Here is a 24,443-nt window from a genome sequence, read left to right as displayed (position 1 = left end):
TTAAGAAAATATGGCGCGATTGCCGAACTCATCCAATTGTTTTTGCTCTTCCAATTGCTGTTCATAGGTGTATTCAGCAAATTGTTTTTCTCGCAGCTTTTCCACGATCTTGCGTTCCTGCTGCGCTTCTACCACCACCGATAAAGACTCTGCCAATTCTTGCTTCACGTGAAACATTTTGTTCTGAACCTCATCGATAGTGGCATTCAACGCAAGCAAATAGCGTTGCTGCACTTGCATCCGCCCAATGGTCATCTCATTGACATCAAAAAGTTGGGCTTTTTCCTGTGTCAGCGTATTCAGGTGCTGTTCTTGCTGAATCAACAATTGTTGTTTTTGGGCGTAAGCGCGTTTGGCTTCTTGCTCAATGGTTTTTCGGTGATCCAATACTTTTTCTAAGGAAAAGTGAAATGCTTGCATAGCTGCTCCTTTATGATCTGTTTTACATGGTCGAACGCTGGCGCTCGATCAGCGCTTCTTCACTGAACAAATGCGCCAGTTCAAAAATCGCTTGTTCAAATGGGATCCGCTCATCCACTTTTTGCTGTAAAAACCGCAGGATGGGGTGATGCAGCGCGATCGCTTGGTCGGTCAACGCATTGCTGCCGCTTTTGTAGGCACCGATATCGATCAAATCCTTGGCCTCTGCATAAACGGCCATGTTTTCTTTTAGTTCCCCCGCATGTTTATGCTGTTCCTCAGAAACAAGGGTCTTCATCAAGCGGCTGAGGCTGTTTTGAATATCGATGGCAGGATAATGATTTTGAGCGGCGATTTTTCGGGACAACAGAATATGTCCATCAAGAATTCCCCGCACCGCATCAGCGATCGGTTCATTCATGTCATCCCCTTCTACCAAGACAGTATAAAAGGCCGTGATCGAGCCTTTGTCCGACATCCCACTGCGTTCTAACAACTTCGGTAAAGCTGTAAACACAGAAGGGGTATAACCTTTGGTCGTCGGCGGCTCGCCTGTCGATAGACCGATCTCCCGCTGCGCCATCGCAAAACGGGTCACCGAATCCATCATCAATACGACTTTCTTCCCTTGATCGCGGTAATACTCAGCGATCGCTGTTGCCACATGAGCCCCTTTTAATCGTACGAGGGGCGGCATATCGGAGGTAGCACAGACAACGACCGACTTGCGGTAACCTTCTGGGCCTAGATCATTTTCAATAAATTCTTTGACTTCTCGTCCCCGCTCGCCGATCAAGCCGATCACGATGACATCGGCTTCGCAATAACGAGCCAACATCCCCAATAAAGTACTCTTACCGACCCCGCTGCCGGCAAAAATGCCGATCCGTTGGCCAAGGCCGACGGTCAAAAGACCATCGATCGCCCGGACACCTGTCGGCATGATCTCAGCGATTTTTTGACGGCGAAAGGGGTCAGGAGAATCTTGACTAACTGGATATTCTGGCGCACTTTCCAGCTCCAGCGCCATATCTAACGGTCGCCCTAGTCCATCTAAGGTGTGCCCTAGCAGCGTATCATCGATTTTTACCGTCAATGATTTGCCAGTTGGCCGCACCAAACAGCCCGGTCCGATGCCTTCTAGCTGATCAAGGGGCATCAGGAGCACGGTTTTTTTCACAAAGCCTACGACTTCAGCTAAGGCTGTATGTGTCTTGTTTTGCAATGCGACTTCACAGATTTCCCCTATGAAAACCGCCAGCCCTTCGACTTTGATCAGTAGACCTACGACTTCGCTGACTTTGCCGTAGGTGGTAAAAAACGGCTGTGCTTGCGCCGTTTTGCGCAGCGCTGTGATCGGTAATTCAAACGTCATTCCTTCACACTGCTTTCTAGAAATTGGCTCAAAAAGCGAGCGATTTCTTTCCTCAGTTCAAAAACCACCAAGGCATTTTCAGATTCGATACAAAAATCGTGTTCCGCCAAGCTGTCATCTGCCATGAGTAAATAGCGAAACCCGCTGATCGTCTGCTTTTTGGTTTCCAACAATTCTCGCAATCCTGCAAGATGCTGCTCTTGGCTGCGAACAGTCACAAATTGATCGGGTTGTTCAAATTGCCATAGCACAGACTCCACAAAAGGCAAGAAGCCTGCTTGCTCATCTGTAAAACGTTGATTGATCAAGGCTTCAGCGATTGTCGTGCCATAAGCGATCATTTCTTGCTTTTTCTCTGAGCGAAAGGTATTGATCTCAGAAACGGCTTCAGCGACATTGGCTTGGGCTTGTGCCATCAATGCTTGCGCGGCTTCTTTGCTGGCATTGAGTCCTTCTTGATAGCCTTGTTGAAAGCCGTCTGCTTGTCCTGCTTGAAAGCCTTCCGTTCTCGCTTCTGCTAGAATTTGCGTTGCTTGTTCTTGTGCATCGGTCAAAATCTGCTGCTTCAAGGCTTCCATTTGCTGCAGATGCCGTTCCTGCTCCAACTGGCGTGCACGTCTAGCCGCTTGCAGTTCTGGGTCTAAGCTTGGTTTCTCAATCGGCGCTTTGATGGTCGTATCCGTCAAAATACTGCGCGCAGCTTCGGTCGTTTTGACCGCCTGCTGCTTCAATAAACTGCTATTTGACCACTGCATCTTGGTCGCCCCTTCCGATGTAGATCTCACCGGTTTCATCTAGCCGTCGAATCACAGCCACCACACTTTGTTGGGCTTCTTCTACAGCAGACAAGCGGGTAGGACCCATAAATTGAATTTCTTCTTGCAGATTTTCCACCGCCCGTGATGAGAGGTTGGAGAAAATAAAGTTCTTGATGTCATCGGTCGTGCCTTTAAGCGCTAAGACTAACACATCGTTTTGAACATCTCGTAAGACTTTTTGAACATCCAAGCGATCGAGGGTCACGATATCCTCGAAAGTAAACAAGCTGGATTTCACTTCGTTGGAGAGTTCTGGTTGCCGCTTTTCTAAGTCGTTCAAAATGTTCTTTTCGGTGCTGCGGCTGACTGAGTTCAAGATCTCAACCAGAGTATGCACACCACCGACATTTTCCGTATCGTTCTCAATGTAATTCGAGAATTTGTTCTCGATCACTTTTTCGATCCGTTCGATCACCAAAGGCGACGTACTGGAGATCGTCCCGATCCGTTCAGCGATCTCCACTTGCAAATGATCGGGAAACTGCGACAAGACGCTGGCCGCTTTGTCCGGCTGCATGTAGCACAAAATCAACGCTACCGTTTGCGGATGTTCACCGATCAACAGATTGGTCAACTGTTGAACATCGGCTTTGCGAGCGATATTAAAGGGCCGTTCCCGCAGCTGAATCTGAGTCAATACGTCAATGACTTCTTTGGCTTTTTGAGGGCCTAATGCTTGGTTCAGCAAATTTTTGGCATAATCGATCCCGCCGTCTAAGACATATTTGCGGGCCGTTGCGGTATGAGAAAATTCCTCCAACACTTGATCCCGCTCTTCGGGACTGACAAAGTCGATATTGGCGATCTCATAGCTCACCTTTTGTATAAATGATTCTGGCAGCAGCTTCATGATCTTTGCAGAGGTATCTGATCCTAGAGAGATCAGAAGAATCGCTGCTTTTTTTACCCCGTCTATTGTATCCATGGCTGCCCCCTTATTTTTCTTTCATCCAAGCTTTGATCAATTCCGCCGCTACTTCAGGATTGCTTTCGGCATAATTTCTAGCCGTTTGATCCAATGTTGGTTCTCCTGAATGTTCTGCTGCGGCTTCTTGTGTGGATGCTTCTGGCACCGCTGGTTTCGTTTCAGCAGACCGATTGCCGACACCGCCAAAAACGACTTCTTGTGCAACTGACGGACTTGCTCCAGTGCTAACTGCTGACGGTTGTGCAAAAGTGACCATTTCCTCCGTCACATCGACTTCCAGCTCGTCTTCTTTACGACGACGTCGGATCACGCCAACGATCATTAAAATCACTAAGAACAAGGTCAACACGATGCCGCCGATGATGGCATACTTGAGATAACCTTTGGCAGCTGCAATCGGTTCATTCCCTTGCGGATCAACGGCTGGATCAACCTCTGCTTGGGCAAAGTCAAATCCTTGGATCGCGATTTGATCACCACGGTCATTGTCATAGCCGACGGCACTAGCAATCAACTGCTGCAATTCTGCTTGATCCGCTTGCGAAAGGTTCGCATTGATCACGATCGAGCTGGTCATTCGTTCGATCATGCCAGGGGCCGTAATGGTCGTGGTGGTCTCGGTATCCAATTCGTTTTCCACCGAACGGCTGTAGGAATTGTTTCCCTCTCCATCCGTGCCCGTCACATTGGAGACATTGTCATCCACCGTCCCTGTTTGGGCTTCTTGGACGGTCCCTTGCGAACCAGCAGCCTGCACTGTCTCACTCTTGATCTCTGGGTCATCATAAGTAACTTTCTTCCGCTCGATCGAGTCAAAATTCAAGTCTAAATTGATCGACACTTGGAATTTGTCTGCGCCATAGATCGGTGTCAGCAGCTTCGCTACTTTTTCTTCTAGTGTTTTTTCATAGGAATCTTTGATGGCAATGTATTTAATGTTCAGGCCACTTAATTGACTGGCTTCATCTTCGGTTCTCGTCAAGGTATTGCCCGCGCTATCAACGACTTTTACATTTTCTGGCTTCAGCTTTTCCACTGCCCCTGAAGTCAAGGTAACGATCCCTTGCACGGACTCGTCTGCAATCTGCTGATTTTTCAAGGTCAACACGATAGAAGCAGTTGGCGCACTTTCCTCAGAAGAAAAGACACTTTCTTCTGGCATTACGAGTAAAACTTTGGCGGATTTGACCGCATCGATCGACTCGATCGCTCGTTGCAGTTCGCCCGTTACTGCCCGCTGATACATGATCTTGCGGTCTTCGTCGGTTGTCATCATGTTGGCATCATCAAATAATTCAAAGCCCGTACTGGTATTTGGTAATTTATTGTCCACGGCAAGATTGATGCGGTATTCATCGACTTGGTCTTTATCGATCAAAATAGTCGTCCCATTGTCGGCTAATTTGTAGGCGATCTGCTGTTCCTCCAAATCCTTGCTGATCGTTCCCGCATCGGCATCGCTTAGATCCGTAAACAAGATACCGTATTCAATTCGCGTATTTAAATAATAAACAGCTGCTGTGATTCCGAGAACGCTGATAACGGAAAGAACAACGATCATTTTCTTTAAAGAGCTTTGCATTTGCCAACGGTCTTTGAGTTGTTCTGTCCATTCTTTCACTTTATCCATCATTTATCCTTATTCCCTCACCCACTGCTAAAACTGCATATTTTTCACGTCATTGTAAGCTTCTAAACACTTGTTTCGTACTTGAACGGCTGTTTGTAGCGCCAGTTGCGCCTCCGTCATGCGAATCATCACATTCCCTAGATCGCTTTCATCGCCGGTGATCAAATTTACAGTATCTTGATCCATGACCGCCGTTTTTTGATTCAACTGATCGACCGCATTGGTCAAGTAAGAAGAAAACTGATTTTCCTCGGCGCCTGCAGCACTGGTCTCGTTTGAAGCAGCCCCCGTGCCTAGTGTCCGCAAAACGTTTTGGTAGTCCGTTAATCCTGTCGTTAAAAGTCCATCCATTTTCTCGTTACCCCTTTGATATTTCTAATGCTTTTTTCAAGATCGTTTTATTCATTTCTGAAGCAGAAACATTGGCTTCGTACGTTCGAACCGCTTGCAACATTGCCACCATTTCATCGGCAATATCCACATTTGATTGACCGACATATCCCTCATCGTTGGCAGCGGGATTGGTAGGATCATAGGTCAGTTTTTCCGTCTCATCGGCAGCGATCCCCGTCACTTTGACACCATATGTAGCCGGTGTTCCTTCGCGACTATTTTTTAAATTTTCTGAAAAAAGAATACTCTTTTTTTGATAAGCAGCGGTTGTTTGTGTTTGATTCGTATTTACATTTGCGATATTGCTGGAGATCGTATCTAGTTTTAACCGTTCCAATGCTAGACCGCTGGCGTTGATCGTTAGTCCATTAAACATACCCATTTGTTTTTCCTGCGCTTTCTATCAATTACTCAATACAAGGTTCATCATTTGCAAGCGACCGTTGACTTGTGCGGTCAATGCACTGTAATATAACCCATTGGCTGCTTGATCCAACATCTCCACTTCAAGATCCACGTTATTGCCGTTGTCTTTGATGCTGGTAGTTGCATTTTCAGTGATTTTCGGTTTTACTTGAGAAACTGACGCTTCGGTTGCAGCGTCCGTCCCTGATGAAGTGAGTGCCTGCTTTAATTCGCTTTCAAACACGATGCGTTTTGCTTTGTACCCATCCGTATTGACATTGGCGATATTAGACGAAATCAATTCTGCGCGTTGGGCAGAAACGTTCATGGCTGTTTTTAATAAATCATAGGTATCCAATAATAATTGCTCCTTCCACCTTCTGTACCAAACGTTTTTTTCAGCGATGGAACAGAAACAAATATATTTATTTATTTTTTTGTTATAGATTAAAAAAACAAGAAGACGTGATGTCATTATAGTAGAATTATTTTTATTTTACAATTTGATTTTTGCAACTTTACGGATATGACATTTAAGTTACAAGCATGTTATGTTATTTGTTAAACACTGTTTCATCGCAATTTCGTCCCCAGTTATAAAAAGCAAACGATCGATATAAAGCGTTTTACAAGCATATCTATGCCTTTTGATCAAAATCAGTTTTTTGATAAAAAAACAAGCATTATTCGAAAAATTGATTAAAACATTTTCATTTGTGCTGAATGACATGACAAACCCTGAGAAACGCTTCACGAAAAAAAACGGTACCATCTATAAATATTCACAAAAATTGCAAGCTGTACCATTTCAAAAATTTGCCGCAACTTGTCCAAAAAACAACAAAAAAAGAAGAAGTTGAAAATTTATTTTAGTTATTTTTAGGATTATTTTTTTTTGCTATTAAGAATGATTTTAATTCACCGATAAAATAAATGAGGGTTTAAAACCTGGAAATAGAATTTAGGAGGACGCAACAAATGGATTTTTTCTTGCTGATCGGTATTATTTTAGGATTGATATCTGTGGTGGTTGGGATGATTGTAAAAGGTGCCAATGTGGCCGTTTTGATCAATCCGGCAGCCGCGATCATCATTTTCGTCGGTGTGATCGCAGCCGTTATCAATTCATTTCCCAGCAGTGATATCAAAAAAATCCCGAAGATCTTCGGCGTTCTGCTGAAAAATAAAGAATACGACTTAAAAACAACCATCAATACCATCGTTGAATTGGCCAACCAAGCCCGGCGCGATGGCTTGTTATCTCTTGAAGGCGCCATCCAAAACTTAGAAGATCCTTTTTTAAAAAAGGGCTTAGAAATGGTGGTCGATGGTATCGCTGCCGAACAGATCCAAGAAATCATGGAAAATGAGATCTATGGGATCGAAGAACGGCATCGCATCGGCTCGGCTATTTTTAAAACCGCCGGCACGAGTTCCCCGACCTTAGGGGTGTTAGGAGCCGTGATCGGGCTGATTGGGGCGCTAGGCAATTTAGAGGATGTAGAAGCACTGGGTCATATGATCTCGGCGGCTTTTGTGGCGACCCTTTATGGTATTTTCTTCGGCTATGTCCTGTTCATTCCCTTTAGCTCACGACTGACCTTAAAATCGGAGCAAGAGGTCCAAATGATGTCGATCATCGTGGAAGGGGTCTTGGCGATCCAAGCCGGGCAATCGCCGAAAAGCATTGAGAAAAAATTATACAGCTTGATCGATCCGAAAAAACGGCAAGAACAATTATAAAGGGTGAAGCGACATGAAGCGAAAAAAGAAACATGAAGAACATGTAGACGAAGCGTGGCTTTTGCCTTACTCGGATATGTTGACCTTGCTGCTGGCTTTGTTCATCGTCATGTTTGCCATGGCGAAAGTCGATGATGAGAAGTTCCAAGAAATCAAAAGCGAATTTGGCACCATCCTTTCCAGCCACCACAGCAATTCATCTGTGATTGGGTCGGTGATCGATATGGGCGAGACCACGCCGCGAAAAAAAGCAGCCACTTCTGCCGAAGCACAAGCGCAAGAAGCAGCGGTTCGGACCCAACTGGAAAATCAGCAACTAGAAAAAATCAGCGACCAGCTGTCACAAGAGCTGGCAGCTTCTGGCTTAAAAGAGCAGACAGAAGTCCGCTTGGAATCCGATGGCTTGCATATCACGCTTGCCAGCAGTATCTTGTTTGCCTCTGGCAGCGCCGAGATCACGGACACCACTCGTCAGTCACTGGATCTGCTATCGGACTCACTAAAAAAATTAAAAGCCAACAAAATCGTGATCGCTGGGCATACCGATAACGTACCTGAAAAAGGCAGTGGCCGCTACCAATCTAACTGGGATCTTAGTTCCGCTCGGGCCATTACCGTTATGGAGTACTTCATCAGCAAAGGCGCCGTTTTAGAAAAAAATGCTGCCATCCAAGCCTTTGCCGATACCGAACCGAAAGCCGATAATAACACCCCCCAAGGCCGCTCGGAAAACCGCCGCGTGGAGATGATCATCCAGCGGACCGAAACGACACAATAGCCCGTAATAAGGTTTTATAAATATCATTATGAAAAGCCAAGATGAGCAACATTCGTCTTGGCTTTTTTGTAGTCTCCTCCTCAACAAACAAAAATCACTCATCAGCCATTCTTGCGAATAGCTGATGAGTGATTTTTTTGCTTGATTTATTTCTCCACTTCAAAACGATTGGTCAATCGCTTCAACTCTTCTGCAATGTCTCTGAGGTCTGCCACATGGTTGGTAAATTCATCCATGGTTGCCAAGACTTCTTCTGCATTTGCGGAAACTTCTTGTGTGCCAGCGGCATTTTCTTCCGTTGATGCGGAAATGTTTTCTAAGTTTTCCAGTACACTGTTTTGAATATTTTCGATACGGGCACTGGCTGCTTCAATATGATGGATGCCTTCGATCATATAGCTGCTGCGTTGGAAAACTTCTTTTGAAGATGAGATCGCTTCTTTGATCAAGTTGGTTTGGCGAACGCCGCCTTTGACAGACGCCGACGTTTGTTTGACCATTTGACTAGACTGCTCACGAATTTCTTCAATGATCGCTTCGATTTCTTTGGTAGAAGCTTTGCTTTGTTCCGCCAATTTACGGATCTCAGCAGCCACGACGGCAAAGCCTTTGCCAGACTCGCCAGCACTTGCGGCTTCGATCGATGCATTCAAGGCTAGCAAGTTGGTTTGGTAAGAAATATCGTTGATGACCCCAATGATCGAGTTGATATTTTGGATACTATCATTCATTCCCGTCATATTCGACATCAAGCGCTCCATCTGTGCCAACTCTTGTCGCCAACTGTCATCGACTTGATCCATGATCGTTAAGTTTTCTTGATTGATCTTCGTAGATTCTTGCGACTTGCTGCTCATGCCGCCAACATTTTCTCGTAATTCTTTCACGACTTGCGACAGATTTTGCATTTGAGACACGCTGTATTCTGTTTCTTGGGCTTGAGCACCGGTCACTTCAGCAATACCCGTAATGGTTTGAGAGACTTCTTCTGTCGCAATATTGGTTTGTTTTGACAATTCTAATAAAGAATCCGACATTCCTGCGACACTGTTGCTTTCTTTTTGTACTTTTTGGATCAATGCACCCGTGCCTTCGATCATCACATTGTAATTGTCCGCCATTTGCTGGATCTCATTGCCTGCTTTGTCTGGATAAACAACTCGGCGTGCCCATTGATCCCATGTCCATTTTTCGCCTTTGGCTCTTTTGGTTTTGCTCATCTTCTCTAGTTTGCCTTCACCGACTTTTCTAAAGTAGCGATTGAAGCAATCGATGATTGCTGCGACTACTTTGATCGCGGCATAAGAAACCAGTCCTACAAAGAGCAGCATCAAGATCGTAACGATAATGGTGGTGCGGACTAACGCTCCTAACTCTTTGTCTAGATCACTAGCTTTGACTTCGGAGTACGCCCAAACATTGGAATCAGCAGACTTGTCATACAACACATCGTTGACTTTATTCGAGTCGCCTAAGCCAACCATGCCTGTCGGGTTTTTAGCTTCTTTGATTTTTTGGAACACTTCTTCTTCTTTGATATTCTTACCGATTTGTTTGGTATTTTTTGAGGTCACGATGACCCCAGATTCTGAAACTAAGGTGACATTCCCAGTCCGCCCTACGGTAAAGGAAGACAAGATGTTTTGAATGCTTTCATAGGAAACATCGACGCTTAAAACCCCCACTTGATTATGGGAATTTTTGACCCTGATCGAAGCCGACGTCACAAATTGATTTGACACTGTATCTAAATAAGGTGCTGTCCAATACACTTCTCCTTCGGCTTTTACGGCCCCTTTGTACCACGGCCGAATCGTAGGCTTATAATCATCTGGTAAGGGATTGAAGGTCACATACTCATCATCTTCTGTTCCAAAAGTCACCGCTAAGAAGCTGTTGCTTCCAGCAATCGCTAAAGAAAGATCTGAACGGATGCGTCCCATGCTGAATTCTGTTTTCATCGCTGGCAGTTCAGCCATTGATTTCAATTTGCTTTCCGTCGATCGGCGCAAACTCTTTTCTTCCGCCAAGATCAAATTGACGGCACTTTCTTTGTTCAAATCATTTCGTTCAATCAATAAGTTCTTGGTGGTTAAATAGGAACTTGTCAGCATGACAATGATCGGGATCCCCGCAACCAGCATCAAGGTGATCATCACATAAATTCCTATCGTCTTTTTTCTTTTTTTCACAACTGTGCCACTCCTTCATTTCCAATTTCACACGATCCAATGAAGACTCGTCCGTAGACGACCCTTAGTAAGGATAATCGGTTATTTCTTTGAATGATTAAGAGGGTTCATTGGTAGAAACGGCTGCAAGCGCATTTTCTTTTTTGCTAAGGCTTACGGTTGCTGATCTAACGAATAGAAAAGCTCCTCAGTCATGAAGGAGCGTTGCGACTGCATAAAAATAGCCAGCACGGAAGTTTCCGCACTGGCTGTAGGGGCCCCTTTAATGGGACTGCTTTTTATTGCCTATAATTCTTTGATGACGGCTTTTTCTTCCGCAGTCAAAGCGAAATCAAAGAGCGCTAAATTTTCGGCTTGATGTTTTTCTGAATGGGATTTCGGAATCACGATCACCCCACGCTCGATTTGGTAACGCAAGACCACTTGGCTCCAGGTTTTTTGATACGCTTCACCGATTTGGGTCAAGGTTTCCCGAGCCGCTTCTGAAATCCGTGAAAGTGGCCCCCAGGCTTCTGGAACTACCTGATTGGCTAAGGAATAGGCGATGATCGCATCGTTCCACTTGCCTGGATGCGATTCGATTTGATTGACCGCTGGTTTGATCCGACTGTTTGCCAATAAATAGCTAAGTTCTTCTTCTTGGAAATTGGACACCCCGATCGCTTTTAAGACTCCTTTATCGACATAAGCCTCAAGAACCGCCCAGACAGCGGCGATCTCTGCCAAGTTGTCCCACGGATGATGGATCAAATAAAGATCGATCGATTCCGTCTGCAAGGCTGCTAAACTCGCTTCGACAGACGCTTTCACGGCAGCTGCATCTTGCGTATGCTCTGGTTTGCCAGGAATCTTAGAAGTCAGGAAAAATTCGCTGCGGTCGATCCCGCTTTCCTTGATGGCTTTGCCTACCACGGCTTCGTTGCGGTAAGAAATCGCCGTATCAAAATGCCGATACCCAAGCTTGATAGCAGTCAACAGCTCTGTCGTATCATCATTGATCGCACCTTGGTATTCTCGGTTTTCTTTCCCAAATGTATTCGTCCCACTGCCGATCACTGGAATCTGAATACCGGTATTCAATTCAATCGTTTCCATGCTGCTTCCCCCTTTGTGTTGTTTCTAGTCTATCAAAAAAGCAGGAGTATGGGGAAGAAAAACTCTTATTGTCGCTAAAAAACGGGGAAAAACACAAAACGCATGTTCAAGCTGCCCCTCCTCCGTTATACTGAGGGTAAGACACGAAACACCCAAATAAGGAGGGTTACTTTTGAAAAAAACACTATTTTTTCTTTGTGGATCACTGACATTCGGTCTAGGTACTTTAGGAATCTTCTTGCCTTTCTTACCTACAACGGTCTTTTACTTGCTGACGGCTTATTTCTGGCTGCGGAGTTCCGATACCTATTATCAACGCTTGGTTCAATCAGAAAATTATCAAAAATACATTGAAAAACCACTCGTACAAAAACAGCTGAGTACCAAGGGAATGGTTCGGATGTTTGCCATGATGCTGGTAGTCTTTGCAATTCCTGCACTATTGATCCCTAATCTGCTGGTACGTTTCGTCCTCGCTGCCATCTACCTCGCCCATGTCATTGGGATCACTTGGTATTTAAAAGGACGCAAACCCGCGATTCAAAAAACGGATTAGCCCCTGTAAGGCGAAGCTGCACGAACACACCGTAATCCACCAAGCAAGCGAGTCTTGCTAGTGGACTGCGGTGTATTTTTTTCTCCTATTTTAGCGGGAGCCCACTGACGCCTCTTCGATGATGGGGGCGGATTGGGCGATCGCTAACCAGGCAGCAGGGATTCGGTATGGGGAGCAAGAAACATAGTCGATGCCGATCTCTCGCAAAAAAGCAATGGAATAGGGATCACTACCGACTTCGCCACAAACACCGATCGAGTGCTCTGGCTGACAATCTCTTACGCCAGCGATCGCTTGACGCATCAATGTGCCAACGCCCGCCTGATCTAAGTGCTGGTAAGGATCTTCTTGTAAGATCCCCGACTGCAAATAGGCTGGAATAAAGCTGCCTGCATCATCCCGCGAAAAGCCAAAGGTCATTTGGGTCAAGTCATTGGTACCAAAACTAAAGAATGCCGCATCTTCAGCACACTCCCCAGCGATCAAGCACGCTCTAGGTGTCTCGATCATCATGCCGATCTCGATGTGCAATGGTTGCTGCAGGGTTGCTTCTGCTTGAGCGATCACCTGCGTCAACGTCGCTTTCAACACCTGCAGCTCTGCTGGCAAACTGATCAGGGGCAATAAGATCGCCGCCTCTACCTCGACTCCTTGCTGCCGCAATTCCACAGCCGCTTCACAAATCGCCGCTGTTTGCATTTCATAAATTTCTGGATAGCTCAGTCCTAAACGGCTGCCGCGATGCCCCATCATGGGATTGACCTCTTGCAGCTCGTCAATTCGCCGCTCGATCACTGCCAATGATTTTTGACTACGGCGAGCCATTTCAAGGCGTTCATGCTCATGGGGCAAAAATTCATGAAGTGGTGGATCTAATAAACGAATCGTGCACTTCTTTCCTTGCGCGGCCTGCAGCATTTCTTGGAAATCGGCTTTTTGATAAGCCTTGATCTCAGCCAACGCCTTCAATCGTTCCGCCTTCGTTTCTGCCAAAATGACTTCTCGCATTTTCCACAAACGCTCTTCCCCAAAAAACATATGCTCCGTCCGTGCCAGACCGATGCCCGCTGCCCCAAAGGCCAGCGCAGCCTCAATGTCATTTTTCGTTTCCGCATTTGCGTAAACCTTTAGATCTGCCTGGGCTTGTGCCCACGTCAAAAGCTGATCCAGCAAGACCCGCTCCTGGACACTGGTCATAGGCAGCTGCCCTTGATACAGTTTGCCAGTGCTGCCGTCTACCGAAAGCACGTCACCTTCTTCAATCAGCAGCTCACCACAGCGAGCCTGCTTCAAAAATACATCGACACTTAATGCCTCGCACCCTACCACACAGCAGACCCCCAGACCACGGGCGACCACCGCCGCATGCGAAGTCATCCCCCCACGAGCGGTAATGATCGCTTCACTCACCACCATGCCTTCAATATCTTCAGGTGAGGTTTCTTGTCGCAGCAGCAGGACTTTTTCTCCTGCGCGGTTGGCTTTTTCCGCCGCCTCTGCAGTGAAATAGACATGTCCTGAAGCTGCTCCTGGACTAGCCGGCAAGCCCTGCGCAAAGGCTTTGGCTTGCTGTAAGGCTTCGGGGGCAAATAACGGGTGCAGCAATTGATCGATCATTTCTGGTGTGATGCGATCTAGTGCTTGCCTGATAGTGATCCGACCTTCTGCGACCATATCCGTTGCGATTTGCGCTGCGGCAGCGGCGGTTCGTTTGCCGTTTCTTGTTTGCAAGACAAACAGCTGGCCGTCATCGATGGTAAACTCAATGTCTTGCATGTCTTGATAGTGATCCTCCAAACGCTCAGCCAGTTGCTTTAATTCCTGATAGATCATGGGATGCTGCTGTGCCAACGCTTGGATCGGTTGCGGTGTACGAATCCCTGCAACCACATCTTCCCCTTGGGCACACACTAAAAATTCGCCGAAAAGTCCCGGTTCCCCGGTTGCTGGATTGCGGGTGAAGGCGACACCCGTCCCACTATTTATCCCGCTGTTACCAAACACCATTTCTTGAATCGTTACGGCAGTCCCTAGATCGTCAGGGATCCGATGGAGAGATCGGTAGGTCTTGGCCCGTGGGTTGTTCCATGAGCGAAAAACCGCCGTGATGGCTGCCAACAATTGCTGAAACGGGTCTTGGGGAAACGCTTCTTGAGTATGTTCCATATAAATACTTTGAAACACGCGGCAGATCATTTGCCAGTCATTGCCGGTCATCATTTGGTCTGAGGCATAATTTTGCTGTTTCTTATAATCTGTCAAATAGGCTTCAAAGTGTTCTTTTGCTACACCTTTCACCACATCCCCATACATCTGGATCAAACGGCGGTAACAATCATAAGCAAAAACGGGGTCCCCCGTCTGCTGAGCCAAGCCTTGGACGGTTTCATCATTCAACCCAAGGTTTAAGATCGTATCCATCATCCCTGGCATGGAAAACTTAGCCCCACTGCGGACAGAAACCAACAACGGCGATTGCAGTCCGCCAAATGTTTTGTTCCTGCGGACTGCCAATTCTTCGATGGCAGCTTTGACTTGCTTGATGATCGCCTCAGGAAGAACCTGTTCTTCTAAATAGGTCAGGCAAATAGTCGCAGGGACGATAAATCCCTGGGGAACAGGCAAACCCAAATTGGTCATCTCCGCAAGATTTGCCCCTTTCCCACCTAATAGTGCTTTTTGCTCTTTTGTGCCTTCTGAAAACCATACGACTGCTTTTTCCATCATGTTCCTCCTTTTAAATGTTATATACTATTTCGATTAATTAGCAGTATATAGTATGACACATTTAATCGTCAAGCTGAAAAAAGAAAACTTTTAAGGGATTTATCCTTTTTAAAAGAGAAGGATTGCCTTTTTATTCGGAAAATCATATAATCAATAGCATAGCACATAAAAGAAAGAAGGTGACACATTGGAATTAAGCCAAAGACAAATGAAAATCATTGAGATCGTCAAAGAGCATCAGCCGATCAGTGGGGAGACCATTGCGAAGCAGTTGGGTTTGAGCCGCGCAACCTTGCGGAATGACTTATCGATTTTGACCATGACCGGTTTATTAGACGCCCGACCGAAAGTCGGCTATTTCTATACAGGACAAACCGTTGAGCCTTTGCTTTTCGAAAAACTCTACCATACCAAAGTTGCAGAAGTCATGATCCCACCGTTGCTGATCTCACAAACGGTCTCCGTTTATGAAGCAGTCACGACTTTGTTTATGTACGATGTCGGTTCCCTCTATGTCAAAAATGACCAAGACGAACTGATCGGGGTACTCTCCCGCAAAGATCTACTGCGCTTTGCGATCAGCAATGCCGCACCAGAAAAAACACCCGTAGCGATGATCATGACTCGCATGCCAAACATCGTGACCATCACACCGACAGAAACGATTTTGACGGCTGGTACGTTGTTAGGACGACATGAAGTCGATACCTTGCCAGTGGTCGATCCGCAGGAACCAAAAAAAGTCATCGGCAAAATCACGAAGACGCGGCTGATGAATTACTTTATTCAAGCAGGTAATGACAGTGACAACACACACTTTTAGGGGGCAAAAACAATGAAGAACGTTCGAATATATTTGATTTCAGATTCCGTAGGCGAAACGGCACAAAAGCTGATCGCCGCCGTTTCCGCGCAGTTTCCCACGATCGACCTTTCAGATATCCAGCTCTTTCCCTTTACTAATGATGAAGAGAGCTTAGGCGAGATCCTCAAAGATGCCTTACTAGACAAATCGATCGTCGTTACCACCTTAGTCAATAAAGAATTAGTCGCTTTTGTTGATGCCTTTGCCAAACGGACTGGTTTGCAGTATGTCGACTTTATGTCGCCCTTGACCACGATGCTGGAAAAAACATTCGGTGTAGAAGCCGTCCAAGAGCCTGGTGCCTTGCATCGCTTGAACCAAGCATATTTCAGTCGGGTGGCAGCGATGGAATTTGCGGTGAAATACGACGACGGCAAAGACCCACGGGGATTTCTCGATGCTGACTTTGTCCTCTTAGGGGTTTCGCGAACCTCGAAGACCCCATTGAGTTTATACATGGCAAACCGCGGCTACAAAGTGGCAAATCTGCCTTTGATTCCTGAAGTTGCTTTGCCAGCCGAAGTGCACCAAGTCGACCCGCGGAAAATGGTCGGTTTGACCACGAATCCAGAATCCCTTACCGAGATTCGGCGATCCCGAATGCATTCATTGGGCTTAAAAGAAGAGACCCATTACACCAATTGTGAACGAATCGAAGCAGAATTAGCTTACGCGAATGAATGGTTCAAAAAGCTGAACATTCCGGTGATCGATGTCAGCAAACGCTCCATTGAAGAAAGCGCGATGCTGATTGAAGAACAAGCCAAAGAACAGGCCCATGTTCAATAAAGACGCCTTGGCAAACCTGACCGAGATCATCAACTTGGAAGCCATCCAGCAGCTGCCGAAAGCCACCGAGCACTTTGTCAGCGATCTGCATGGTGAATACGATGCCTTTGACCATATTTTGCGGAATGGTTCTGGCAGTATCCGAGAAAAAGTCGAGATTTTGTTTACTGGCGTCTTGACGAAAGAAGAACAGACCGAACTTTGTTTTGTCATTTATTATCCAGAGGAGCTATTACAAGAACAGACCTGGACCCCTGCCGATTGGCGCTTAAAGATGGCACAGCTAGTGAAAGTTGCCCGCTTTACTTCCAGTAAATACACACGCTCCAAGGTACGCAAAGCACTGCCGTCTTCTTTTGCTTATATCTTAGAAGAACTGTTGTACCAATATGATGCTGACTTCAATAAAGAAGCTTACTACCGGGCGATTTTTGATAAGATCATTGAATTAGAGGCAGCCCCGCTTTTTTGCCAAGAACTGGCGTACTTGATTCAGCGCTTCGTAGTGGATCATCTCCACGTCTTAGGCGATATTTATGATCGCGGACCAGCGCCAGACAAAATCGTCGATCGCTTGATGACTTTGCCCTCACTGGATATTCAGCTAGGCAACCATGATATTTTGTGGATCGGCAGCTTTTGCGGCTCGCTGCCCTGTTTGGCCAATACGATCCGCATCGCTGCTCGCTACGGCAATCTGGCATTATTACAAGATGGTTATGGCATCGATCTATCAAAAGCACTGGCTTTTAGCCAAAAATATTACACAGAAAATGAAGGCTTTTATCCGCAAAAAACAGTGGACCCTTTATCAAGCCAGCAAAAAAAAGCAGCCATGCTTTTGCAACAGGCGTTTGCCATCATCCAATTCAAAGTCGAAGCAGCCGTGATCCAGCGGCGTCCAACATTTGCGATGGCAGAGCGCTGCTTGTTGCATCGCTTGTCTCAAGATCGGCAACAAATCCAGCTAGACCAGACCTATCCTTTGATCAACAGCTGTTTTCAACTAGTAGATCCCGATGATCCTTACCGTTTGACAGCAGAAGAACATGAGGTACTGCAAGATTTGCTGAGCCAATTTCAACGCTCGCCCCGCTTAGCTGCGCATATGCGCTTTTTAGTTGAGCATGGCACATTGTACCAGCGCTTCAACGACAACCTGCTGTATCACGGCTGCCTGCCTTGTCAGGAAAACGGCGATTTCCTGGCCTTTACTTTCCAGCAGCAGCCCTTAGCAGGCAAAGCGTTGATGGACTTTTTTCAGCAATGTTTGCAGGAAAGCTTTGCCGCACCAGAAAAGCAAACAGACCTTGCCACCGATATGATCTGGTATCTTTGGTGCGGCGAAGGCTCTTCCCTCTTCGGCAAAAAAGCCATGAAAACCTTTGAGCGCTACTTTATAGCAGATCGCAACACCCATAAGGAACCAAAAAATGCCTATTATTCTTTAAGGGAAAATGAAGACTTCTGCTGCCGTGTCCTAGCTTCGTTCGATCTGCCGCCGACAGGCCACATCATCAATGGCCACACCCCTGTCAAAGTGCGTAAAGGTGAGACGCCCATCAAGGCAAATGGTCGTTTATTGGTGATCGATGGCGGACTCTCTCGCTCCTACCAATCCGTCACAGGCATTGCCGGTTACACGCTGTTGTCAAATTCCTTCGGCATGACCTTAGCAGCCCATCAACCCTTTACAGATCGCCAGCAAGCCATCCATCAGCGACGTGACATCGTCACTCAGAAAAAAATCGTCGTGCGGCAAACCGAAAGAACAACGGTAGGGCAAACAGATATCGGCAAGCGGCTGCAGCAAGAAAGCCGAGTGCTTTTTGAAGAATTAAAAAATCATCCGATCCCTTGACGAGTCATTCGTCAACCAATCGGATGATTTTTTTTACAGTCCTTTAGAACTATGAAAGGCTTTGAGTTTTTCCAACGCCTGCAGCACAATGATCAAGACCAAGATCGCTAAGGCCAAAAAGAGCGTTTCTAACCCTTTTCCTTGTGCCAAAAGCAGCTCTCTTAAAATTGCTGTGATACTGATCAAAATCAAGTAGCGCACCGGAATATGGTGACCTTCTTTTACGTAACGCAATAACATCAAAATAATTTCCAGTAAAATAAACAATGTCGCGATCTCTTCGATCAATAAGGAAAGATCACTAACTTCATGCAGTGGGATCACATGGACAACGATTTTGTAGATCGCTTCCGCCATCACCACCAAAACCAAAAGAACCAACAGTCCTAACATAATATCAACAATCACACTAATCATTTTTTCGAAGTGCTTAAAATACTTTCCCATAACACCCCTCCTCGCACTTATTATAGCGAAACTGTTCAAAATCACTTTACGATATGCTTGCAAGTGCAGCTTTTTTTAGGAAGGAAGGAAATAAACACGCAGGACTGAGGGTAGTCGCTTTTTTCACTAGTCAAAAGGGATAGCTGCTTTATGGGGACGCAGCCACGAAAAAGCCTGTTTATAGCAATGGAGGGGCGGGACTCCTTCACACAAGCAAATAAAAAAGCTAGGCATAAAGCCTAGCTGAAATGGTGCCTTTGGATTGGACTGGTTTTCCTTATAAACTGGGATCAGTTGACCCCTTCGACTGTTAGATCAACGTTTTCACTCGTATCTTCCGCAGCTTCGTCATCGCTATTGGAGGTTTCCGAAGACGGTTCAGTCGTTTCACTGCTGGAGCTGCTTGTTGTAGTACTGGTCGAACTCGTACTGGAAGAGCTTGAAGAACTGCTGCTAGCGCTACTGCTAGACGTATCGCTGGTGGTGGTTGATCCGCCACTCGGCGCGGTACTCGAACTGCTTTCGCTACTTGCAGAAGTGCTGACGCTAGGCTCTGTCTCTGCTTCACTTACGGAAACAGACGTGCCTTCATTTGTCGACGCTTCGATCGAGCGACTAGTCGTTGAAGACGGTGTGTAAGAACTAACACTGGCTTCATAAAAAATCTGACTGGAATCAGAGGTTTCTTCGATACTGCTGCTTGCTGTCTGGTAAGGTGGCTCAGAGGAACTACTGGAAGAATCTCGTACAAAGGGCGCGGCCACAAAGGCATTGGCATCTTGATTGATCGCCACACTCAAAAAAACCGCAACAAAACAACTGACTAATGCCGACTGCATATTGAACTTGAATTTCATCGCACTCCCCATCCTTTCCCCAAAAATGTGGTTGGACCTTCCGATAACGCTCTATCTCATTCTTATATTATACAAAAAAAAGCAATCGTCAACAAATTAAGTTTTATTTTCAAAGATGACAAAGACATGAATGCCCGTTGCGCAACAAAAAAAGCCCGAGGGCGACGGATGCTTGTTCCTCTGGCTTTAATGATTCCTTTATTGTTTAACCCCTTCTATTTATAAGTTACGCAGATGGTTGGGGTCATGGATCGGTGCTTCAATATCGCTGTCTCCCATGCGGGGCGTTGGATGGACGGACTCATCTGGCATTGCTGTTTCGCCTGGTAACGGTTGATCGATGATCGGACCAGTATCTGCATCACGATCGGTTATTTTGTCCATCGGCTGATAATCGTAGACGCCGACAACGAGTTTGTCTCGTTCAAGGTCATCACGATAACCATATAACGGATCATGCTCATCATGCCTATGATCGGAATCGCCGAAAGAAAAAGCATCTTTGATTTTTTCCCAAAGCGAACGATCTTCATCCTCACTAGCTGCCTGCTCCACTTCCACATCATCGATGGATTCTAACCCAAATTGATCGATGACTGTTTGATTCGCAAACAGCACGATATCCTCTTTGCCATAGCCTTCGTTTGTCAATTGCTCAATAACCGGTAATACTTCTGTTCGAGTGTCGTAACTGCCAATAATCGTTAGGTTTCTGTTGTGCATGTGAAATCCTCCTTATTTTGTGTACGCTTCGATCGTTCTGGTTCTGAAGCAATTCTTTTAAAACTAGCAATTTCTATTGCTTCTTTCATTCTAACGCAGGGTTCTATGATTGACCAAATAGTTTGATTGCGCTTACGAAAAAAAAGTAGTTTCTTGAAAAACCGCTAATAGCTTAGTAAAAGCTTGATCCATCATAAAAAAACCGCGTGAGCCAATGGCTTGCACGCGGTTTTTTTGCTTGTTACTTGGAAACGATCAGTTTTTGACCGACAAAGATCGTATAGCTGCTGTTGATGTTGTTCCATGATGCGAGTTGGCTGATGCTGGTGTTATATTTTTGTGCCAGTGACCATAAGCTGTCCCCTGATTTCACCGTGTGCGTCTTCGTTGAACTGCTGCTGGTATTCGTATTAGAAGACCCACTGCTAGCAGACGTCAAGTAGGCACCACTGACCCAGCCTTTGCCAGAAACATAATACCATTTGTTCGTGCCATTGACGGTCGTCCCGGTTTTTGTTGCGGTAACCGTGACGGTTGCTCCTTTACTTAAAGAACCAGTAATACTACTGCTGGTAGAAGCATCGGAACGAACATTTAAAATCTCGGTGGTTTTCATTTGCTGATTTGTGGTTGTTGAACCGTTATTATTGGAAGAGCTGCTGGTTGTTGTCAAGTAGGCACCACTGACCCAACCTTTGCCAGAAACGTAGTACCACGTTTTATTGCCTTCCACTGAAGTGCCGTTCTTTTTCGCTGTCACGGTAACGGTCACCCCTTGACCAAGCGTTGTCACGACACGGCTGCTGGTAGAAGCATCGGAGCGGACATTCAATGCGGCCGTCGTTTTCATTTGTTGATTGATACTTGAACCATTGTCTTCTTTTTCCGCTTCAGAAGAATTATTGTTGGTCACTTCAGTAAGGTAGGCACCGCTGACCCAACCTTTGCCAGAGACATAATACCAATTTTTGTTGCCATTGACTGATGTGCCGGTTTTCATGGAAGTGGCAGTAAAGGTCGTGCCTTTGCTAAGTGACCCTACCACTGATCCGCTAGTGGACGCGCTAGAACGAATATTCATCGCTTCCGTCGTCTTCATTTGCTTGTTGATCGTCGTACCGGAATTGCCATTGTCAGAACCGGTGTTGCCTGATCCGCTATTGTTGTTTGAAGAGTCGGTCGAAACCTTCGTCAAATACGCGCCGCTGACCCAACCTTTGCCAGAAATCTTATACCACGTGGTGTTGCCATTGACGCTGGTGCCGGTTTTGGTCGCCGTTGCCGTAAACGTCGTATTAGCTGCTAACGAACCAGTAATAGAGGCACTGGTGGAAGCATCGGAACGAATATTCATAGATGACGTGGTTTTCATCTGCTGATTGATCGCTGTTTCATCACTGACGATCGTTTCATTGCTATTGCCGCCACCTGTGTTTGAGCTGCCAGTATCATATTGCGTTAAATTATACGTACTGATCAAATTGTTTAATTTGCTGGCATAAGAAGTATCGGTTGCATACCGCCCTTGTAGCCAAGCGGTTGCTTGCGTGTAAGAGGTCGTATTGCTTTTCCATGCACCGCTGTAATAGTAGTTGCCGCTAGAAAAACTCGTGTTGCGCAACACATATGCATTGTCTTCAAAAGACTCTTTTAATGATGGGTATTTCCGAAACTTAGCGCTGATCAAATAATAATTGCCGGAACCATCATCTTCATAGGTATCCATCGTCACGTATTGGCCGTTGTAGCTGCCTTTGATCCCAAACATATTGTTGGCTGTGGTCGTCAAAGTCGAGGCGCCCCAACCTGATTCCAAAATCGCTTGTGCCATCATAACAGAGGCATACAGATCGTTTGCTGCCGCCACTTCCGTTGCATAGCCGCAAATCTGACTGATAAAGGCAGCCGGATCGATCGTTGCCCGTGAAAATAATGCCCGACTAGTCAAATCAGAAAGGGCTGATGGTACTTCATCTGCTTCTAAGACTTCATCACTAGCGACTGTTGTGCTTTCTGTCGTCGCTGTTTCTGATCCCTCAGTAACTGCTTCAGCTCCTGACTCCTCCGTTATTTCCGAAGTTTCTTCGGTCACAACAGGTGCTGTCGTCGATTCTGTCGTTTCCTCAACCGGCGTGCTGTCGGTTTCTGGTGTAGTGTTTGTTGTTTGTTCAACGACCTTAAGGTCATTGCTGGTCTCTGTCGTTGCCGTTTCAGCCGCATGCCCTAAGGTCGGGATAAACGTTGATCCCGCTACTAAAGTAGTAGCCATCGTAATACTTTTTTGGGTATATTGCGTGCGCTTCAAGCGCTTTTCTAAGCGGCGTCGTTCTTTACGAATTGTCATTTAATCCCTCCGTCGTATTAGCCTTTTTTTATTGTAACACGATTTATTAAAAAATGGGGGGTTAAGATGAAAAAACAGTGAAATCAACGAGATAAATTCTTGCTATGAAACAGTTTTCTCTTTTGCTTCATCAGCCAATACTCTGTTCTAAAAAAAGAAAAAAGAGTTGTTTTAGCACCAAAAAAGCAGCCTTTATCAAAAAGACTACTTTTGGTGAATTGTTATTTAATAACAGGTGCGGGCTTTTTGGCTTTTTTTAGCATCGCATAGCCTATGTTGAGAACAAGCCCAAAAACGGCCAAGAAAATTGCCGTATAGAAGGCTTTTGTATAATCTCCTTGGTTACTTTCTGCGATTGCTGCTGCCACTCTGGGGCCAAAGAATGCCGCCGTAGAATAACCAATAAAGACGATTCCATAGTTGACCCCTTGATTGATCGGTCCGTAATTTTCCATAACGATCGATGGGAATACCCCCATCACGCCCCCGAAGCACAGTCCTAAACCGATGATCCCGACAGTGAAGATCACAGTTGTTTGACCAAGCGTCAATAAGAATAAGGACAATGCCACCACGCCATAGATGATCATCAACGTATTCGTCCGACCAATTTTATCAGAAACGGTGCCCCAAAGGACACGACCAAAACAGTTGCTCAATGAGTACAAGCTGACATAAAAGGCAGCGGCCGCTGCCGTCAAACCAAACATACTTTGCCCGATCACTGAGGCGTTGGAAGCAATCATCAAACCTGAGAAAGCCCCTACCCCTAACATAACAATAATCAAGTAAAAAGTTGGTGTCTTCAGCATGTCCAACCAATTTAGATTGATTTGAGGACCATTTTTTCCTTGATCCGCTGGTTGCCAACCTGCTGGACGGTAATTTTCTGGTGCTTTACGAATAAATAGACTAGCCACCAAGACGATCACGATATAGGCAATTCCTAAAATCCGAAACGCCGCTAAGACATCTTGTGATTCGATCAAACGATTCGCAATCGGTGCGGCAATAATCGCTGCCCCACCCATACCTGCTGTGATCAAGCCCGAAGCCAGTCCCCGTTTATCCGGGAATAACCGAATCGTATTGCTTAAACAAGCCGAATAGGCAAAGCCTTGCCCTAAACCAGCAAAGACTCCATAAGTCAGGTACAGCATAGCGGGTGAGTTGACCAAACCCGTCAGGAAGAAACCTGCTCCGAACAACACGCCTCCACCAGCGATGACCCATCTAGCGGCTCCTCGGTCTGTCAGCAAACCACCCAAAATCATGGTAATCGGGCCAACTGCGGCATTGATGGTAAAGGCTAGCATGATCTCTTCCATGGACCAACCTTTTAATTGACTAAGAGGTCCTGCAAAGACACTAAAGGCGTATACAGCGCCCGTACACAGCAACACTGCGGTCGAAGCGATCAGAATCAGCCAGCGATTGATTTTTGTTTCCATTTTTTCTCTCCTTTATTTTAAGCATGTTACTTTATTCACATGTTTT

The 24,443-nt window shown here is 45.9% G+C and carries 22 protein-coding genes; 6 read left to right on the top strand and 16 right to left on the bottom strand.

Annotation, left to right across the window (positions count from 1 at the left end; genetic code table 11):
* Genes fliJ through flgB form a run of 8 tightly spaced genes read right to left on the bottom strand, consistent with a single transcriptional unit; the run spans position 1 to position 6,327 of the window.
* Positions 1 to 420, bottom strand: a complete 420-nt coding sequence (gene fliJ / locus IGK61_RS00530; RefSeq protein ID WP_074535604.1) for a flagellar export protein FliJ — start codon at positions 418 to 420, stop codon at positions 1 to 3.
* 22 nt (positions 421 to 442) lie between these two features.
* Complete coding sequence (gene fliI, locus IGK61_RS00525; protein ID WP_074535603.1) at positions 443 to 1,795, bottom strand: flagellar protein export ATPase FliI; 1,353 nt, start codon at positions 1,793 to 1,795, stop codon at positions 443 to 445.
* Positions 1,792 to 2,550 (bottom strand): hypothetical protein, encoded by a 759-nt coding sequence (locus tag IGK61_RS00520; RefSeq protein WP_074535602.1) that lies wholly within the window; start codon positions 2,548 to 2,550, stop codon positions 1,792 to 1,794. The genes fliI and IGK61_RS00520 overlap by 4 nt, the downstream gene beginning before the upstream one ends.
* Positions 2,534 to 3,538: a flagellar motor switch protein FliG gene (gene fliG, locus IGK61_RS00515; RefSeq protein WP_005226586.1), complete on the bottom strand. Its 1,005-nt coding sequence runs from the start codon at positions 3,536 to 3,538 to the stop codon at positions 2,534 to 2,536. The genes IGK61_RS00520 and fliG overlap by 17 nt, the downstream gene beginning before the upstream one ends.
* 10 nt (positions 3,539 to 3,548) lie before the next feature.
* Positions 3,549 to 5,171: a flagellar basal-body MS-ring/collar protein FliF gene (gene fliF, locus IGK61_RS00510; protein ID WP_175445281.1), complete on the bottom strand. Its 1,623-nt coding sequence runs from the start codon at positions 5,169 to 5,171 to the stop codon at positions 3,549 to 3,551.
* A 27-nt stretch (positions 5,172 to 5,198) separates the two neighbouring features.
* Positions 5,199 to 5,522, bottom strand: a complete 324-nt coding sequence (gene fliE / locus IGK61_RS00505) for a flagellar hook-basal body complex protein FliE (RefSeq protein ID WP_074535600.1) — start codon at positions 5,520 to 5,522, stop codon at positions 5,199 to 5,201.
* Positions 5,523 to 5,529: 7 nt separating this feature from the next.
* Entirely contained in the window at positions 5,530 to 5,946 is a 417-nt protein-coding gene (flgC, locus tag IGK61_RS00500) for a flagellar basal body rod protein FlgC (RefSeq protein ID WP_003129038.1), read from the bottom strand.
* A 21-nt stretch (positions 5,947 to 5,967) separates the two neighbouring features.
* On the bottom strand, positions 5,968 to 6,327 hold the full coding sequence (gene flgB / locus IGK61_RS00495) for a flagellar basal body rod protein FlgB (RefSeq protein WP_074535599.1): 360 nt from the start codon (positions 6,325 to 6,327) through the stop codon (positions 5,968 to 5,970).
* A 620-nt stretch (positions 6,328 to 6,947) separates the two neighbouring features.
* On the opposite strand from flgB, the gene motA reads away from it, so the two are divergent.
* Together motA and IGK61_RS00485 are read left to right on the top strand one after the other, a co-directional pair.
* Entirely contained in the window at positions 6,948 to 7,712 is a 765-nt protein-coding gene (gene motA, locus IGK61_RS00490; RefSeq protein WP_005232810.1) for a flagellar motor stator protein MotA, read from the top strand.
* 13 nt (positions 7,713 to 7,725) lie between these two features.
* Positions 7,726 to 8,490 carry an OmpA/MotB family protein gene (locus IGK61_RS00485; RefSeq protein ID WP_074535597.1) on the top strand — a complete coding sequence of 255 codons (765 nt, stop codon included), beginning with the start codon at positions 7,726 to 7,728 and terminating at the stop codon, positions 8,488 to 8,490.
* 146 nt (positions 8,491 to 8,636) lie between these two features.
* Here IGK61_RS00485 and IGK61_RS00480 read toward each other — a convergent pair whose 3' ends face one another.
* Positions 8,637 to 10,682, bottom strand: a complete 2,046-nt coding sequence (locus tag IGK61_RS00480; RefSeq protein ID WP_074535596.1) for a methyl-accepting chemotaxis protein — start codon at positions 10,680 to 10,682, stop codon at positions 8,637 to 8,639.
* A gap of 285 nt (positions 10,683 to 10,967) precedes the next feature.
* Positions 10,968 to 11,777: an aldo/keto reductase family protein gene (locus IGK61_RS00475; RefSeq protein WP_005226570.1), complete on the bottom strand. Its 810-nt coding sequence runs from the start codon at positions 11,775 to 11,777 to the stop codon at positions 10,968 to 10,970.
* Between the two features lie 172 nt (positions 11,778 to 11,949).
* Here IGK61_RS00475 and IGK61_RS00470 point away from each other — a divergent pair, with 172 nt between their 5' ends.
* Positions 11,950 to 12,333: a YbaN family protein gene (locus tag IGK61_RS00470; protein WP_074535595.1), complete on the top strand. Its 384-nt coding sequence runs from the start codon at positions 11,950 to 11,952 to the stop codon at positions 12,331 to 12,333.
* Between the two features lie 90 nt (positions 12,334 to 12,423).
* Here the strand turns inward: IGK61_RS00470 and ppdK are convergent, their stop codons facing one another.
* Positions 12,424 to 15,057: a pyruvate, phosphate dikinase gene (ppdK, locus tag IGK61_RS00465; RefSeq protein ID WP_074535594.1), complete on the bottom strand. Its 2,634-nt coding sequence runs from the start codon at positions 15,055 to 15,057 to the stop codon at positions 12,424 to 12,426.
* Positions 15,058 to 15,247: 190 nt separating this feature from the next.
* On the opposite strand from ppdK, the gene IGK61_RS00460 reads away from it, so the two are divergent.
* The 3 genes from IGK61_RS00460 to IGK61_RS00450 are packed head-to-tail and all read left to right on the top strand — an operon-like array spanning position 15,248 to position 18,575.
* Positions 15,248 to 15,883 carry a helix-turn-helix transcriptional regulator gene (locus tag IGK61_RS00460; RefSeq protein WP_074535593.1) on the top strand — a complete coding sequence of 212 codons (636 nt, stop codon included), beginning with the start codon at positions 15,248 to 15,250 and terminating at the stop codon, positions 15,881 to 15,883.
* A gap of 12 nt (positions 15,884 to 15,895) precedes the next feature.
* On the top strand, positions 15,896 to 16,714 hold the full coding sequence (locus tag IGK61_RS00455; protein ID WP_005226564.1) for a pyruvate, water dikinase regulatory protein: 819 nt from the start codon (positions 15,896 to 15,898) through the stop codon (positions 16,712 to 16,714).
* Positions 16,704 to 18,575 carry a fructose-1,6-bisphosphatase gene (locus tag IGK61_RS00450; protein ID WP_074535592.1) on the top strand — a complete coding sequence of 624 codons (1,872 nt, stop codon included), beginning with the start codon at positions 16,704 to 16,706 and terminating at the stop codon, positions 18,573 to 18,575. Before IGK61_RS00455 ends, IGK61_RS00450 begins: the two co-directional genes overlap by 11 nt.
* 33 nt (positions 18,576 to 18,608) lie before the next feature.
* On the opposite strand, the gene IGK61_RS00445 is transcribed toward IGK61_RS00450, so the two are convergent.
* The 5 genes from IGK61_RS00445 to IGK61_RS00425 form a co-directional block, all read right to left on the bottom strand.
* Entirely contained in the window at positions 18,609 to 19,022 is a 414-nt protein-coding gene (locus IGK61_RS00445; RefSeq protein WP_010748527.1) for a phosphate-starvation-inducible PsiE family protein, read from the bottom strand.
* Positions 19,023 to 19,312: 290 nt separating this feature from the next.
* Positions 19,313 to 19,879: a hypothetical protein gene (locus IGK61_RS00440; RefSeq protein WP_074535591.1), complete on the bottom strand. Its 567-nt coding sequence runs from the start codon at positions 19,877 to 19,879 to the stop codon at positions 19,313 to 19,315.
* Positions 19,880 to 20,098: 219 nt separating this feature from the next.
* Positions 20,099 to 20,602: a general stress protein gene (locus IGK61_RS00435; protein WP_008376644.1), complete on the bottom strand. Its 504-nt coding sequence runs from the start codon at positions 20,600 to 20,602 to the stop codon at positions 20,099 to 20,101.
* Between the two features lie 241 nt (positions 20,603 to 20,843).
* A complete protein-coding gene (locus IGK61_RS00430; RefSeq protein WP_016611624.1) occupies positions 20,844 to 22,946 on the bottom strand; it encodes an SH3 domain-containing protein in 2,103 nt (700 codons plus the stop codon).
* A 221-nt stretch (positions 22,947 to 23,167) separates the two neighbouring features.
* Complete coding sequence (locus IGK61_RS00425) at positions 23,168 to 24,397, bottom strand: L-lactate MFS transporter (protein ID WP_061053544.1); 1,230 nt, start codon at positions 24,395 to 24,397, stop codon at positions 23,168 to 23,170.
* Positions 24,398 to 24,443: the final 46 nt, after the last annotated feature.

Source organism: Enterococcus sp. AZ063 (assembly GCF_051715045.1).
Classification (GTDB): Bacteria; Bacillota; Bacilli; order Lactobacillales; family Enterococcaceae; genus Enterococcus_D; species Enterococcus_D casseliflavus.
This window is presented reverse-complemented; position numbering and strand designations above follow the sequence as displayed.

Excerpts from the sequence above, each read along its gene's own strand:
- fliJ (WP_074535604.1), bottom strand. The coding sequence starts at position 420 with ATGCAAGCATTTCACTTTTCCTTAGAAAAAGTATTGGATCACCGAAAA.
- fliI (WP_074535603.1), bottom strand. The coding sequence starts at position 1,795 with ATGACGTTTGAATTACCGATCACAGCGCTGCGCAAAACGGCGCAAGCA.
- IGK61_RS00520 (WP_074535602.1), bottom strand. The coding sequence starts at position 2,550 with ATGCAGTGGTCAAATAGCAGTTTATTGAAGCAGCAGGCGGTCAAAACG.
- fliG (WP_005226586.1), bottom strand. The coding sequence starts at position 3,538 with ATGGATACAATAGACGGGGTAAAAAAAGCAGCGATTCTTCTGATCTCT.
- fliF (WP_175445281.1), bottom strand. The coding sequence starts at position 5,171 with ATGGATAAAGTGAAAGAATGGACAGAACAACTCAAAGACCGTTGGCAA.
- fliE (WP_074535600.1), bottom strand. The coding sequence starts at position 5,522 with ATGGATGGACTTTTAACGACAGGATTAACGGACTACCAAAACGTTTTG.
- flgC (WP_003129038.1), bottom strand. The coding sequence starts at position 5,946 with ATGGGTATGTTTAATGGACTAACGATCAACGCCAGCGGTCTAGCATTG.
- motA (WP_005232810.1), top strand. The coding sequence starts at position 6,948 with ATGGATTTTTTCTTGCTGATCGGTATTATTTTAGGATTGATATCTGTG.
- IGK61_RS00485 (WP_074535597.1), top strand. The coding sequence starts at position 7,726 with ATGAAGCGAAAAAAGAAACATGAAGAACATGTAGACGAAGCGTGGCTT.
- IGK61_RS00475 (WP_005226570.1), bottom strand. The coding sequence starts at position 11,777 with ATGGAAACGATTGAATTGAATACCGGTATTCAGATTCCAGTGATCGGC.
- ppdK (WP_074535594.1), bottom strand. The coding sequence starts at position 15,057 with ATGGAAAAAGCAGTCGTATGGTTTTCAGAAGGCACAAAAGAGCAAAAA.
- IGK61_RS00455 (WP_005226564.1), top strand. The coding sequence starts at position 15,896 with ATGAAGAACGTTCGAATATATTTGATTTCAGATTCCGTAGGCGAAACG.
- IGK61_RS00450 (WP_074535592.1), top strand. The coding sequence starts at position 16,704 with ATGTTCAATAAAGACGCCTTGGCAAACCTGACCGAGATCATCAACTTG.
- IGK61_RS00445 (WP_010748527.1), bottom strand. The coding sequence starts at position 19,022 with ATGGGAAAGTATTTTAAGCACTTCGAAAAAATGATTAGTGTGATTGTT.
- IGK61_RS00440 (WP_074535591.1), bottom strand. The coding sequence starts at position 19,879 with ATGAAATTCAAGTTCAATATGCAGTCGGCATTAGTCAGTTGTTTTGTT.
- IGK61_RS00435 (WP_008376644.1), bottom strand. The coding sequence starts at position 20,602 with ATGCACAACAGAAACCTAACGATTATTGGCAGTTACGACACTCGAACA.
- IGK61_RS00430 (WP_016611624.1), bottom strand. The coding sequence starts at position 22,946 with ATGACAATTCGTAAAGAACGACGCCGCTTAGAAAAGCGCTTGAAGCGC.
- IGK61_RS00425 (WP_061053544.1), bottom strand. The coding sequence starts at position 24,397 with ATGGAAACAAAAATCAATCGCTGGCTGATTCTGATCGCTTCGACCGCA.